The 14,177-nt window shown below is 32.3% G+C and carries 12 protein-coding genes; 6 read left to right on the top strand and 6 right to left on the bottom strand.

Annotated elements, in window-relative coordinates; genetic code table 11:
* Nucleotides 1–24: 24 nt before the first annotated feature.
* Nucleotides 25–639, top strand: a complete 615-nt coding sequence (locus EV143_RS19865; RefSeq protein WP_133509674.1) for an acyloxyacyl hydrolase — start codon at nucleotides 25–27, stop codon at nucleotides 637–639.
* Nucleotides 640–692: 53 nt separating this feature from the next.
* Here the strand turns inward: EV143_RS19865 and lgt are convergent, their stop codons facing one another.
* From lgt to EV143_RS19840, 5 genes are all read right to left on the bottom strand, one after another.
* Nucleotides 693–1,625: a prolipoprotein diacylglyceryl transferase gene (lgt, locus tag EV143_RS19860; protein WP_133509673.1), complete on the bottom strand. Its 933-nt coding sequence runs from the start codon at nucleotides 1,623–1,625 to the stop codon at nucleotides 693–695.
* 61 nt (nucleotides 1,626–1,686) lie between these two features.
* Nucleotides 1,687–1,926, bottom strand: coding sequence for a membrane protein insertion efficiency factor YidD (yidD, locus tag EV143_RS19855; protein ID WP_133509672.1), 240 nt, complete (start codon nucleotides 1,924–1,926; stop codon nucleotides 1,687–1,689).
* 22 nt (nucleotides 1,927–1,948) lie between these two features.
* Entirely contained in the window at nucleotides 1,949–3,427 is a 1,479-nt protein-coding gene (gene cysS / locus EV143_RS19850; protein ID WP_133509671.1) for a cysteine--tRNA ligase, read from the bottom strand.
* 106 nt (nucleotides 3,428–3,533) lie between these two features.
* Nucleotides 3,534–4,205: a GTP cyclohydrolase I FolE gene (gene folE / locus EV143_RS19845; protein WP_133509670.1), complete on the bottom strand. Its 672-nt coding sequence runs from the start codon at nucleotides 4,203–4,205 to the stop codon at nucleotides 3,534–3,536.
* 204 nt (nucleotides 4,206–4,409) lie between these two features.
* Nucleotides 4,410–5,606 carry a pyridoxal phosphate-dependent aminotransferase gene (locus EV143_RS19840; RefSeq protein WP_133509669.1) on the bottom strand — a complete coding sequence of 399 codons (1,197 nt, stop codon included), beginning with the start codon at nucleotides 5,604–5,606 and terminating at the stop codon, nucleotides 4,410–4,412.
* A gap of 123 nt (nucleotides 5,607–5,729) precedes the next feature.
* On the opposite strand from EV143_RS19840, the gene EV143_RS19835 reads away from it, so the two are divergent.
* The 5 genes from EV143_RS19835 to EV143_RS19815 all read left to right on the top strand — a co-directional run bounded on the left by EV143_RS19835 (nucleotide 5,730) and on the right by EV143_RS19815 (nucleotide 13,486).
* Nucleotides 5,730–7,052 (top strand): PDZ domain-containing protein, encoded by a 1,323-nt coding sequence (locus EV143_RS19835; protein ID WP_133509668.1) that lies wholly within the window; start codon nucleotides 5,730–5,732, stop codon nucleotides 7,050–7,052.
* Between the two features lie 116 nt (nucleotides 7,053–7,168).
* Complete coding sequence (locus EV143_RS19830) at nucleotides 7,169–9,799, top strand: gliding motility-associated C-terminal domain-containing protein (protein WP_133509667.1); 2,631 nt, start codon at nucleotides 7,169–7,171, stop codon at nucleotides 9,797–9,799.
* Between the two features lie 29 nt (nucleotides 9,800–9,828).
* Nucleotides 9,829–10,764, top strand: coding sequence for a PorP/SprF family type IX secretion system membrane protein (locus tag EV143_RS19825; protein WP_133509666.1), 936 nt, complete (start codon nucleotides 9,829–9,831; stop codon nucleotides 10,762–10,764).
* Between the two features lie 10 nt (nucleotides 10,765–10,774).
* A complete protein-coding gene (locus EV143_RS19820) occupies nucleotides 10,775–12,904 on the top strand; it encodes an OmpA family protein (RefSeq protein ID WP_133509665.1) in 2,130 nt (709 codons plus the stop codon).
* 102 nt (nucleotides 12,905–13,006) lie between these two features.
* Entirely contained in the window at nucleotides 13,007–13,486 is a 480-nt protein-coding gene (locus EV143_RS19815) for a hypothetical protein (RefSeq protein WP_133509664.1), read from the top strand.
* 81 nt (nucleotides 13,487–13,567) lie between these two features.
* Here the strand turns inward: EV143_RS19815 and EV143_RS19810 are convergent, their stop codons facing one another.
* Nucleotides 13,568–13,948, bottom strand: a complete 381-nt coding sequence (locus EV143_RS19810; protein ID WP_133509663.1) for a DUF1573 domain-containing protein — start codon at nucleotides 13,946–13,948, stop codon at nucleotides 13,568–13,570.
* Nucleotides 13,949–14,177 lie beyond the last annotated feature (229 nt).

Below are 14,177 nucleotides of genomic sequence, written 5' to 3'. Positions count from 1 at the left end.
ATTTAAACTAATTAAAAGTGGTTTATGATTAGAAAATTATTGCTATATGTATTTTTTCTTTTGTGTTTGTTTAAGATGCATGCACAGGTAGAGCAAAGCAAGTTTGCCATTGGTTTTAACTACGGATTTGGAAGCGAATTCAATAATAAAGATTACACGTTTACAAATCATTTTTATAAACTGCAATTGTACTATCGGTTAAAAGAAACCAAACATTTTCAATACGAAATCTTAGTTCAGCCGGAAGTTAATTTTGGTTCACATCAATTATTAAATTTCTATTTTGTAAAACCAGAAGAACCAGATTATATTAATAAACGAGCTGAATATACGCAGTTAAAGAATGTTCATGAATATGTCTTAAATATTGGTTTTTTGGTCAGAAAGCCTATTGGTAAAAGTTGTTCTTTTTATGTTTTAGGAAGTATTGGCCCGATGATAAATGATAAAGAAACAGAAAGAATGTCTGAAGGTCTTGCTTTTGCTGATGTGTTGGCGATTGGTTTTTCTGCAAAAATACAAAGACTTAGATTTGACATTAGACCAAATATCCGGCATGTTTCAAATGCAGGTTTAGGAAATAGCAACGCTGGTTATAATACTAAAAATATTGAAATGGGAATCTCATATTCTTTATAAAAAAAAATCCCGATATCTAAAAGATGTCGGGATTTTATATTTTGAACTATAAATTAAGAAGCTGATAAAGGATTTCTTTTGGCTCTAATGATAAAGAAAAGACCTATGATGATAAAAGGTATACTTAGCCATTGCCCTGTCGAGAATAAGCCTAATTCTTCTTCAATTCCGCCTTGACTCTCTTTTACAAATTCCACGATAAAACGAACTAAAAATAAAAGCACTAAAAATAATCCGAATAAATATCCTGATCGAAGTCTGGCGTTTGTTTTCCAATACAAGAAGTATAAAATTGCAAATACAAAGATGTAGCAAAATCCTTCGTATAATTGCGTTGGGTGTTTTGCAGGAACCTGAGCCAATAAATCAGCAAATTTAGGGTCTGTTGCTATTGCTGTGTAAGCCTCTTTTGGATTTGTAATTTGTGTTGCATTTACAGCTTCAGCTTTACTGAATTTATCATGTAAAAAACGAATTCCGAATGCAGAAGTTGTTTCGTGACCGATAATTTCAGAATTGAAAAAATTTCCTAAACGAACAAAAATGGCACCGCTTGCAACTGGAATAACAACTCGGTCTAAAATCCATAATAAAGGACGTTTCAAGACCTTTTTACTGTAATAATACATTGCAATAATAATTGCAATTGCAGCACCGTGACTTGCTAAACCCTGAAAACCTGTGAATTCAAATTTTGGTTCGAATCTAACCGGTAAAAAGATTTCAAGTAAATGATTTCTAAAATATTCCCAGTCATAAAACAAAACGTGACCTAAACGTGCGCCAATTAAAGTAGCTAAAACAGTCCAGACAAATAAAGAATCTAATTTGTCTAAAGATTCATTTTCGCGTTCGAAAATTTTCTTCATTATAAACCAACCTAATCCGAAAGCGATTACGAACATTAAACTGTAGTAGCGAATCATGAAAAATCCTAAATCGATTCCTTCTGAAGGATTCCAAATGATATTTAAGGCCTGTGTCATATATTATGTGTTTTGTATTGTAAAAATAAATATTTAAAAAACAGTCTGTCTTTATTTAAAGTTAATCTTTATGCGAACATTTCTTTTCCGGAACAGGATCGTAACCGGTTCTTCCCCAGGGATGGCAGCTCAAAATTCGTTTCACTCCTAAATAGCCGCCATAAAATAATCCGTGCATTTGTAACGCCTGAATCATATAAGTAGAGCAAGTTGGTTCGAACCTGCAGCTGGCTGGCGTAAAGGGTGAAATTGCAGTTTGATAAAAACGTACTAATAAAACAAATGGAGTTATTACTTTCATGATTTATTAGAAATTGAATTTATTATATTGAAAAACTTGTACCTTCTTTACCATCTTTCAACTGAATCCCTAAAGCAATTAACTGATCACGAATTTGATCAGAAAGAGCAAAGTTTTTATCCGCTCTCGCTTGATTTCTCATTCCGATAAGCATATTTACAACGCCTTCTAATTTATCATTGTTGCTATCAGCTACTTTGTCATCACTCAGACCTAAAACATCAAAAACAAAAGCATTAATTGCTGCTGTAAATTTTTTTAAATCATCTGCAGAAATGGTTTCTTTTCCTTCTTTCAATAAATTGATAAAACGAACGGCTTCAAATAATTGTGCAATTAAAATTGGCGTATTAAAATCGTCATTCATTGCATCATAACACAATTGTTTCCAAGATACAATATCAATAGAACTTGTTGCACTTGCAGAAATACCTGGTAATGCATCTACAGCTTCCATCAATCTTTTATAGCCTTTTTCTGCAGCAACAATCGCATCATCAGAAAAATCTAAAATACTTCTGTAATGCGCTTGTAACATAAAGAAACGTGTTACAGAAGCCGAAAAAGCTTTGCTTAAAATATTGTTTTCTCCGCTTAAAATTTCGCCCGGTAAAATGTTATTTCCGGTAGATTTTGCCATTTTTTTACCATTTAAGGTAAGCATATTAGCGTGCATCCAGTAATTAACTGGCGATTGACCTGTACAAGCTTCATTTTGAGCGATTTCACATTCGTGGTGTGGGAATTTTAAATCCATTCCACCTCCGTGAATGTCAAAATGGTTGCCAAGATATTTGGTGCTCATGGCTGTACATTCTAAATGCCAACCCGGAAAACCATCACTCCACGGCGAAGGCCATCTCATGATATGTTCAGGTTCTGCTTTTTTCCAAAGTGCAAAATCCTGTGGATTTCTTTTATCTGACTGACCATCAAGATCACGGGTATTGGCAAGCATATCTTCGATATTTCTGCCGCTTAAAACTCCGTAATTGTTGGTTTCGTTATATTTTACAACATCAAAATAAACCGATCCGTTAGCTTCATAACCAATTCCGGTATCGATAATTTTTTTGATGATTTCAATTTGTTCAATGATATGTCCTGTAGCCGTTGGCTCAATGCTTGGCGGTAAAAAATTGAATGACTTTAAAATGTCATGAAAATCTACTGTATAGCGCTGTACAACTTCCATTGGCTCTAACTGCTCTAGACGTGCTTTTTTGGCAATTTTATCTTCACCTTCATCAACATCATCTACAATATGTCCGACATCAGTAATGTTTCGAACGTAACGCACTTTATAGTCAAGATGCAAAAAGTATCTGAATATCACGTCAAAAGACATAAACGTTCTCACATTTCCTAAGTGTACATTGCTATAAACTGTAGGTCCGCAAACATACATTCCAACATTTCCTTCATGGATTGGTTTGAAACTTTCTTTTTCACCCGAAAGTGAGTTGTATATTTTTAGCGATTGTGAGTTGTATAAAGGCATATTTAGTTTTTCTGTTTAATCTTTTATTTGTTTAACTGGTTATTTGTTTAAATGTTTATCTGTTTAATTGCTTCGAATAAACAACAAACTAAAAAAAATAAACTTTTTAGAACTGAGTTTCTAGTTTGATGTAATCAAGAAATTCTCTTTTAGTTTGAGGATCTTTGAATTTTCCACCAAATTCAGACGTTACAGTGCTGCTTTCGATATCTTTAATTCCTCTTGAATTTACGCAAAGGTGTTTAGCATCGATAACGCAGGCAACATCTTCAGTTCCTAAAGCTTTTTGAAGTTCCTGAACAATTTGCATTGTTAAACGCTCCTGAACCTGAGGTCTCTTTGCATAATATTCTACAATTCGGTTCATTTTAGATAAACCAATAACTCTTCCGCTGGAAATATAGGCAACATGTGCGCGTCCTATAATTGGCAATAAATGATGTTCGCAGGTAGAATATACGGTAATGTTTTTTTCTACTAACATTTCACCGTATTTGTAATTATTATCAAAAGTTGAAGCTTTTGGTTGTTTTGCAGGGTTAAGGCCACCAAAAATTTCCTTCACAAACATCTTTGCTACTCGGTTTGGAGTACCTTTTATGCTGTCATCTGTCAAATCCATTCCTAGAGTTTGTAGAATGCTTTCGACATCTTTTTTTATTTTTTCTATTTTTTCTTCATCAGTTAAATCAAAAGCATCCTCTCTTACAGGGTTTTTTGCATTACTGCTGAAATGACTGTCACCTATTTCGTCTAAAAAATCTTCGTTATTTATCATTAAAAACTACTATTATAATGGGTATATCTTTTTAAGGCGGTAAAGATAATTAATAAAAAGGAAACCTTTTCTATCGTTTTTACTATTTAATCGATACTTTTTGGATATAATTTAAATTAAAATTAAATCCTCTGTTTTTTAAAAATGCAAAAGGCAATAACCAGAAGTTATTGCCTTTTTATGATTTGTTGTTTTTGTTTAAAATTATCTTTTGTTATAAACCAAAAGTGCTTCTTTTAAAATATTTACAGCAGTAACTAAATCTTTCTTATTCAGCACATAAGCAATTCGAACCTGATTTAAACCCATTCCCGGAGTCGAATAAAATCCGGCAGCAGGAGCAACCATCACAGTTTTGCCATTTAAATCATAACTTTCTAAAAGCCATTGTGCAAAATCATCAGCATTTTCTATTGGCAATTGTGCAATGCAATAAAAAGCTCCTTTAGGTTTTGTCACAACAACGCCATCAATTTTGTTTAATTCGGTAATTAAAGTATCACGACGGCTCTTGTATTCTGAAATAACTTCATCAAAATAACTTTGTGGTGTATCTATAGCAGCTTCACATGCAATTTGTTCGATAGTTGGCGGACTCAAACGGGCCTGGGCAAATTTCATAACTGTTGCTAAAACGGCTTTGTTTTTTGTAACTAAACATCCAATTCTCGCGCCGCACATGCTGTAACGTTTTGAAACTGAATCGACCATAATTACGTTTTGGTCAACTTCTTCTAAATTCATTACCGAAAAATGTTCGTCATCTCCATCGTATAAAAACTCACGATACACTTCATCAGCAATTAAATATAAATCATGCTTTTTAATCAGACCTGCTAATTGTTTGATTTCTGATTCAGAATATAAGTAACCCGTTGGATTTCCGGGATTACAAATTAATATAGCTTTTGTTTTTGGAGTAATCAATTGCTCAACAATATCAATACTTGGCAAGGCAAATCCGCTTTCAATAGTCGAAATTACAGGAATTACAGTTGCGCTAGTTGATGATGCAAATGCGTGATAATTAGCATAAAAAGGCTCAGGAATAATGATTTCATCTCCCGGGTCTGTAATTGTGGCCAATGCAAATAATAAGGCTTCAGAACCACCAGTAGTTATAATGATGTCTTCTGAGTTTACATTTACGTTTTGACGTTGGTAAAATTGAGCTAATTTATTTCTATAACTTTCATATCCGGCAGACGGACTGTATTCTATAATACTTAAATCAATATTTTTTACCGCCTCGATGGCCACTTCGGGTGTTTTGATATCCGGTTGACCAATGTTTAAATGATACACTTTTTTTCCTTGTTGTTTTGCACTATCTGCATAAGGAGCAAGTTTACGTATCGGAGATTCGGGCATGTTTCTGCCTTTGTTGGAAATTGTTGGCATGAGATTAAATTATTGAAGTGCAAATTTGCATTTTTTTTTCGAATTTAACGTAAACATTACAGTGACTTCTAAAAATCTAACAATTATAAATATATTTACTAATTTTATAATAAAATATTATCAATGAAAAAATATATTGTATTGTTTTTTGGGGTATTCTTACCTTTTTCACTTTTAGGGCAAAATGATTTTTTGATAGAAAACAATCGTAAGAAAGTAATTATCCCATTTAAATTGATAAATAACCTTGTTTTTATTCCTATAAAAGTGAATGGGATAGAACTAAATTTTTTGCTTGATTCTGGAGTTGAAGAAACAATTTTGTTTAGTATGGAAGAAAAGCAGGAAGTTAGTTTTAATAATGTAGAAAAAATAAGATTGAGAGGCTTAGGAAGCGAGCAGGAAATAGAAGGACTAAAATCGACAAATAATGTTTTAGAAACTCATGGCATAAAATCCAGTAACCACTTAGTTTATATTATTTTAGATCAAAGTTTTAATTTATCCTCCCACATTGGTATTCCGGTAAATGGTATTATTGGACATAAATTTTTTAAAAATAATTTAGTTGAACTTAATTATCAAAAAAAGAAAGTTATCATTCATTTCAATAACGCAGAAACCAGAAAAAAACTGGATAAAAAATTTAGATCTGTACCTATAACTATTGAGCGATCAAAACCATATATTTATGCAAAAGCAGTTACAGATGGGGTTGAAATACCTGCGAAACTGCTTATTGATATTGGAAACAGTGATGCATTTTGGATTTTTGAAAATAACAAAATAAAATTGCCTAAAAAGAATTTTCCTGATTTTTTAGGAAAAGGTTTTAGTGGAGATATTGAAGGGCATCGGGCAAAAATTGAAAAATTTTCGATTGCTGATTTTGAATTTAAAAATCCGATTGTTTCTTTTCCTGACTCAACTTCTATTCGAAATGTAAAGATGGTTCCGGACCGTATTGGTTCTGTTGGAGGGGAAATTTTAAAACGATTTACTTTAGTTTTAGATTATGCAGACCGCAAGTTATACATTAAAAAGAACAGCAAATTTTCGGAACCATTTACTTATAACAAAAGCGGAATTACAATTCAGCATAATGGTTTGCAATGGGTGCAGGAAACTGTTCATCTAGAAACCGTACAAGTGGAGACATCTGTTAATGATGTAGATTCAAATTCTAAAAATGATAACTTCAGGTATAAATTTTTATTGAAGCCAGTTTATGAAATTGTAAATATTCGCAAGAGTTCAGCTGCAGAAAAATGTGGGTTACAAAAAGGAGATATTATTGTGAGTATTAATAAAGTACTTCCGTACAGATATTCATTAGAACAAATAAACAATCTGTTGAAATCCGGAGACGATATTTGGATCAATTTAGAAGTCGAACGAAATAGTTTGATACTAAAATTCAGGTTTAAATTAGAAGATGAATTGTAATTTTATTAGAACGGAATTATTTAACTTTGTTGATGTTATTAAATATTTAATAAGAAAATTAAGTTTTTTTGATAAAATGATATAATATTTTATTATGTTTAGGTAAAATAAAATATATGATCAAAAAATACTATAATTTCTTACAATTTTTATTGTTTTTTGTTTTTTTAACGAGTGTATCTACAAAAATCTATAGTCAATGTGCAGGTAATGATGCAACATTGACAGTTTGTGATTATCCTAATCCGGCAAACAATTCCATCAATTTATTTTCTTTATTAGGAGGAGCAACTCCTGGTGGTACTTGGTCAGATGATGGCGAGTCAGGAGGACTGGATCCTGCAACAGGAATTTTGAATGTACATGTTATTACCAGTAGTGGTTTTTATAACTATACATATACTATAGATGGTATTGCGGGTTGTGCGGATAATTCATCTACTGTTACTCTAATACTTGGAGGATATACAGGAAAACCTGCTCAAGCAATAATCTGTAGTTCTTATGAAACTTATAATCTCTTTACGCCTTTTGACGGTAGCTATTTGAGTCCTCTTTTTAATGGAAAATGGCATAATGATACTACCAATACGGATATTAATGGATCTATCATTGATGTCAAGAAATTAAGTGGACTTTACTATTTTACTTATACTATGGAGGCTGTTGGTACCTGTCCGGCTCCTAATCCTGCGACTATTTCTATAAAAGTTGTTAGAGCACCCGAATCTGGAAAAGCTAATGATCCTTTAAAAGTTTGTAGTGATGCTTTACCAAATTTCACCAATTATGACTTGTTTAATATGGTTACAGGTGCTGATGCTGATGGTGCGTGGAGAGACGTTAATCTCCGACCAACAGGAGAATTAACTTTTGTCGGCGATCATATTATAGATCTGGAAAAAATTTACAACAGATTTGGTGAAGGGGATTATTATTTTAACTACAGTGTTCCTTCAACGGATAGAGTTTGTAGTTCTGCAGAGACAAGAATTAGAATAAGAATTGAAAGAAAACTCGATTTTACCGGAGCAAAGGTTACTGTTAATACAGATATATGTGAAACGGCTATTGCAACAGCAACTTATTCCGTTAGAATTGAAAAAGGACCGGCAGTTATTCCTAATGGAAATTATTATATAGAATTTAATGTTTCAGGACCAAATGGTGGCTCAGAAAAGGTTACAGCAAACTTAACTAATGGCGTTTTTCTTTTTCCAATCAAATCAGATTATTTTAAACAGGTTGGAGATTTTACAGTTACCATTCTCAATATTTATTCTGTAAATAGTGAAAGAGCTTGTGTTAATACACCAAATCTATCAGATGTATTGTACGTATATCCATTGCCGGATTTAAGCGGGGCAAAAATAGCGGAAACAACAACTTGCCAAAATAGTAGTCCTGCAATCGTGATTTCTGATGCAATAAATATCGCCGACGGTATTTATGATCTTCGCTACAATATCTCAGGTGCGAATAATGCAAATGCTCAAAATATTAGAGTAACATTTACCGGAGGCAATGCTAAATTTCAAATTCCGTCGTTTTTAACTTCCCAAAGTGGGAACGCTGTTATAACTATTACCAATATTACTTCTTTAATTTCTCAATGTTCAAATACTGCTAATATAAAAGGTGATATTATTATCAATCCTTTACCAAACATAGCAAATTTAAAAATACAAATTAACGATTATTGTTTTGGAGATCCCGTTACGGCCTCAATATCAGGATTAGGAAGTTTAACTGATGTCACGCTATCGTATGTTCTCTCGGGAAAAAATACTTCGGCAGTTCAAACCATTGGATTAAGTCCAACAAACGGAAATGCTACTTTTATAATTCCATCCGGTTTACTTATAAATACAGGTTCTACAACTGCGACCATTACAAATTTGATGAATAATAATACAACCTGTAATGTCAATGTAACAGGCGTTGCAGATCCGTTTTCATTAAATCCAATTCCAGCACCTCCAATAACAAATGACCAATCTTTTTGTAAGTCAGATGGTGCTACGATTGCCAATTTAGTGCCACATGGAGCTCAATATAAATGGTATAATTCAGCTGCTATGACAACACCTCTTGCTGACACTTATATTTTACAATCTGAAAATTACTATGTTACAGTAACTACTTTAAATTGTACCTCAGATCCTATTATGATTTCGGTTACTATAAATGATATTCCAGCTCCTGAATTAAACTCAAATGGAGCAAACTTTTGTGGATTAAATAATCCAACAATTGCAGATTTATCAATTAATACCAATGTACCTTCTACTGTAGTTTGGTATGATGCAGCAAATAATGGAAACTTATTATCATCAACCACCCGTTTAATCGAGCAAGGAAGATATTACGGATTCGATTTTTCAGATACTACAAACTGTTTATCAAATGAGAGTCTGGAAGTTACGGTTTCATTAACAGATTGCGATGAAGTACCAAACGACTTTTTTATTCCTGACGGATTTTCTCCAAACGGCGATGGCGTAAATGACACTTTTGTGATTCCAAATATTGAATTTTTATACCCAAATTTTACACTTGAAATTTTTAATAGATACGGAAATGGCATGTATAAAGGCTTTATAAATAAACCAGGCTGGGACGGAACGAATTATGAAACGAACGGAGTGGCCAGCGGAGTAGCGCCAAACGGAGTCTATTTTTACATTTTGAATTTTAATAAAGACAATAAAAAACCTAAACAGGGCCGCCTTTACTTAAACAGATAAATGCTTTACATTATTCAATATAATTTCAAATGAAAAAAATATTATTTTTTATACCTTTTTTCTTCTATATAGCGTTCGTTTCCGCCCAGCAAGATCCGGAATACACACATTATATGTATAATATGAGTGTCGTAAATCCCGCTTATGCATCCGGTACTCCATCAATGTTAAATCTTGGAGGATTATACAGAACACAATGGGTTGGTGCAGTTGGAGCTCCAAAAACGTTTACTTTTTTCGGACATACAGCTTTGAGTGATAAGGTTGAAATCGGTCTTTCATTTGTTTCTGATGATATTGGTGATGGAGCAAAAAAAGAGAATAACGTTTATGCTGATTTCGCTTATGTACTAAATTTAGGAGGACAAAATAAACTTTCATTAGGGATAAAAGGTGGATTTTCATCTTTGCAAACGAATTTTAATGGTTTTGTTCTGCAAAGCGGAGATACCTCTACAGATGCAGCTTTCGCCGAAAACATAAATGTCACAAAACCTAATATTGGAGTAGGGGCTTATTTTTTTAGAAATAACTTTTATGTGGGATTATCAGCTCCGAATTTGTTGAAAGCAAAACAAATCGAAGAAAAATCCGGAATAAACGCTTATGGTTCTGAAGAGATTCATACTTTTTTTACCGCCGGATATGTTTTTCAAATTAATGATGCATTAAAACTGAAACCGGCATTTATGTCAAAAATTGTTAAAGGAGCACCCGTTTCTGTAGATATAACAGCCAATGTTTTATACAATGAAAAATTCGAGTTTGGTGCGGCATACAGAATCGATGATGCTGTAAGCGCCTTGGTAAATATAAACATAACACCAACGCTTCGAGTGGGTTATGCTTACGATTATACATTATCAAATTTAGGTCAGTTTAATTCAGGAACGCACGAAATTATGCTGCTTTTTGATTTAGATTTATTAGGAAAAGGATATGATAAATCACCTAGATTCTTTTAAAATGAAAAATATGAAAAAACTACTCGTTATTATATTCGTATTTTCAATACAGTTTATAAATGCACAAGATCCGGAACTGTCCAGAGCTAAGCGATTTTTTGATAAAACATATTATACAGAAGCCATCATTTTATATGAAAAACTGGCAGAAAATAAGCCTTCGCAAGAAGTAATTAAAAACCTGGCTGATTCCTATTATTATACAAATGACTTAATAAAAGCGCAACGATATTACCGACTTCTTATAAAAAATTATGACAAAGATTTAGATAGAAATTATTATTTCAGATACGCACAAACTTTAAAAGCAAGCAATAGTTATGATGACGCAAATGCTGTTTTAAAAGAATATTACGGAAAATCAACGAACAGTCAGGACTCTGTTTATTTTCGAAAAAAAGTAAAAGAACTCGAAAATGTTTCAGCAATTGGAAATCGGTTTGAGATAAAGAATTTAGCAATCAATACACCAAATTCAGAATTTGGGGCTGTAAAATACAAAGACAATTTAGTCTTTGCAGCTGTAAAATTAAAAGCGGGGTTATTTGATAAAAAGTACAAATGGGACAATGAAACCTATTTAAATCTGGTTACAATTCCAATTCAGAATAGTAATGCTGCCGATGCTCTTATTAGTTATTTTGCCGAAGAACTAAAAACCGGAATGCACGAAGCCAATGCTGTTTTTGCTAAAGATGGTAAGACGATTTACTTTACAAGAAATAATTCTAAAAACGGTAAGAAAAAGAAAGACGACAAAAAAGTTTCCAATCTTCAGATTTTTAAAGCCGAATTGGTTGAGGGAAAATGGACAAATATTACCTCACTTCCGTTTAACAGTCCAAATTATTCTGTAGAACATCCTGCGTTAAGTGCTGATGAAAAAGTATTGTATTTTGCTTCAGACATGCCGGGAAGTTTAGGTTCATTTGATATTTATTCCGTCAACATAAACAAAGGCGCTTTTGATAGTCCAAAAAATTTAGGCCCAATTATTAATACCGATAAAAGAGAGCAATTTCCTTTTGTTTCAGCAGATAATAAACTTTATTTTTCTTCTGACGGACATTTAGGCTACGGATCTCTGGATGTTTTTGTGTCTGAAATCAAGGGAAATGAATACTCAGAGCCTGTAAATATCGGTTTACCTTTAAACTCCAATTTAGATGATTTCTCTTTTAATATTGATTCAAATACAAAAGAAGGATATTTTGCATCAAACAGAGAAGGAGGAAAGGGAAGCGACGATATTTATCAATTTAAAGAAATTAAAGATTTAATTGTAGAAGATTGTAAACAATTCATTGCCGGAATTATTACTGATGTTGATACAAAATTAGCATTAGAAAACGCAACCGTAATTTTGCAGGATTCGCAAAACAAAACACTAAATACAATCACCACTTCTGCTGATGGAAAATTTAGTTTTACCGTTGCTTGCGAAGCTTCTTATAAAATTTCTGCCTTTAAAGAAAACTATACCAATGAATCTAAAACACTGATTTTAGATAAAAGAAGAGATGTTGTAAATGATGGTTCTCTAGCATTAAAATCTTTAGCAGCCATTAAGTTAGAAGAAAAAGAAATTGCCGAAAATAAAAGAAAGCAAGAGATTATTATTGAAGAAGAAAACAAGAAAAAAGAAGCGCTGGCTGTAATCGAATTAAAACAAAAAGAAAAAAAAGCCAAAGAAGCTGAAATTGCTGCAACAGAAATCAGGAAAAAAGAAAAAGTAGAGCAAATTCTAAAACAGGAAAAAGACGTTGTTAGAGATAAAGATCGATTGATTATCAAAACAGATCCTATTTATTTCGATTATAACATGTGGTACATCCGTAAAGAGTCTAAAGTTGTTTTAGGAAGAGTTGTCGAACTAATGAAGAAATATCCGGGAATGGCAATCGAAATTGGTTCTCACACAGACTCACGAGGAAATGCAAAATTTAATGAAGACCTGTCTCAAAAAAGAGCAAATTCAACAAGAGAGTTTGTAATACAATCCGGAATTGATTCTAAAAGAGTTACGGCGAAAGGTTACGGAGAATCTGTTCCAATTATCAAATGTAAAACAGATGACGCCTGTAATGAAGAAGAACACGAATTAAACCGAAGAAGCGAATTTGTAATTAAGAATTTATAACAGATTAGCATTACTTTTGAAAGTAATTTTTAATTTATTAAAAGCCTTTTATTTCACTTCTTTTTTATTTAATTTTATAAGATAACAATCAAAATAATAATTATGAAAAATCTATTCATATCGTGTTTGCTTTTGTCCTTCGGACTTCAAAGCTGTAAAAATAATGAAAACAATAAGGAAGTTGAAGCCGTAAAAGCTGATACCGAGAAAATTGTAAGTACGGAATGCTACAAAGCAATATATGAAAAAGATACAATTGAATTAAAACTGAATACCTTAAAAAGTGGAAAGTTAAGCGGAAATATGGTAATGAAAGTTGCTGCTGCGACCGAGAGAACGGGAGAAATAACAGGAGAATTTCATGGCGATACCCTATTTGCTGATTATACTTTTATTGAGGTAACAAATAAGAGTAAAACTTTTAAAAACCCAATGGCCTTCTTAAAAAAAGACAAACAGCTTATTTTAGGAAACGGAACAATGCAGACAACTATGGGAGTAACGTATTTAGTAAAAGACAAACCTATTGATTTTGATAGTGTCAAATACAAGTTTGAACCGTCTGAATGTGTTAGTAAATAAAATATTTGATAATCTAAATCATTATAAAAAAAGCCGTTTCTTAATAAGAAACGGCTTTACTATTTTTAGATTTTAATTCTCTTATAAAACTTCCCCTTTAATTTTTAGGGCAACTCTGCCATCAGGATAATTTACCGCATTGGTTTCAACAGTAATTGTTTTACGAATTGGGCCGGTAGCCATATTATATTTTACGTCAATTTTTCCTTTTTTACCCGGCATAATTGCTGCGGAAGGTTTTGTAACAACAATCGTACTTACTGTAGATTCTGCAGATGTTATTAACAACGGTGCGTCTCCTGTATTTGTAAATTCAAAGGAACGGACTCCATTATCACTTTTTGATATTTTTCCATAATCAATAGTGTTGTCCGACGCTGAAAATTCAATTTTTGGGCCGTTTTGAGAATAACCTATTACACTAAATAGTACTATTCCAATAAAAGTGGCAACATTTTTCATTTTAAAATTGATTTTAAGTTGTAAGTAAATATACTTTCTTTTAATTAATACACAAATTATTATTTCTCTTTTTATAGTGTACTTAATTATTTACTTTTGCTGTGAGTTATAATTACAAAAACTGAACCAAAGTTTTTATGGTTTATTTGTTTCACTGTTTAATCGCTTAATTGATTCGTAAAATTATGGTTTAAAAGAGCCATAAAAACAAATCAACGATTAAACAAAT

Source organism: Flavobacterium chryseum, from assembly GCF_004362015.1.
Classification (GTDB): Bacteria; Bacteroidota; Bacteroidia; order Flavobacteriales; family Flavobacteriaceae; genus Flavobacterium.
The sequence above is the reverse complement of the archived record's forward strand: the minus strand, read 5'-3'. Positions and strand labels throughout refer to the sequence as shown.

Coding starts and splice junctions, on each gene's coding strand:
- EV143_RS19865 (WP_133509674.1), top strand. CDS start 25: ATGATTAGAAAATTATTGCTATATGTATTTTTTCTTTTGTGTTTGTTT.
- lgt (WP_133509673.1), bottom strand. CDS start 1,625: ATGACACAGGCCTTAAATATCATTTGGAATCCTTCAGAAGGAATCGAT.
- yidD (WP_133509672.1), bottom strand. CDS start 1,926: ATGAAAGTAATAACTCCATTTGTTTTATTAGTACGTTTTTATCAAACT.
- cysS (WP_133509671.1), bottom strand. CDS start 3,427: ATGCCTTTATACAACTCACAATCGCTAAAAATATACAACTCACTTTCG.
- folE (WP_133509670.1), bottom strand. CDS start 4,205: ATGATAAATAACGAAGATTTTTTAGACGAAATAGGTGACAGTCATTTC.
- EV143_RS19840 (WP_133509669.1), bottom strand. CDS start 5,606: ATGCCAACAATTTCCAACAAAGGCAGAAACATGCCCGAATCTCCGATA.
- EV143_RS19835 (WP_133509668.1), top strand. CDS start 5,730: ATGAAAAAATATATTGTATTGTTTTTTGGGGTATTCTTACCTTTTTCA.
- EV143_RS19830 (WP_133509667.1), top strand. CDS start 7,169: ATGATCAAAAAATACTATAATTTCTTACAATTTTTATTGTTTTTTGTT.
- EV143_RS19825 (WP_133509666.1), top strand. CDS start 9,829: ATGAAAAAAATATTATTTTTTATACCTTTTTTCTTCTATATAGCGTTC.
- EV143_RS19820 (WP_133509665.1), top strand. CDS start 10,775: ATGAAAAAACTACTCGTTATTATATTCGTATTTTCAATACAGTTTATA.
- EV143_RS19815 (WP_133509664.1), top strand. CDS start 13,007: ATGAAAAATCTATTCATATCGTGTTTGCTTTTGTCCTTCGGACTTCAA.
- EV143_RS19810 (WP_133509663.1), bottom strand. CDS start 13,948: ATGAAAAATGTTGCCACTTTTATTGGAATAGTACTATTTAGTGTAATA.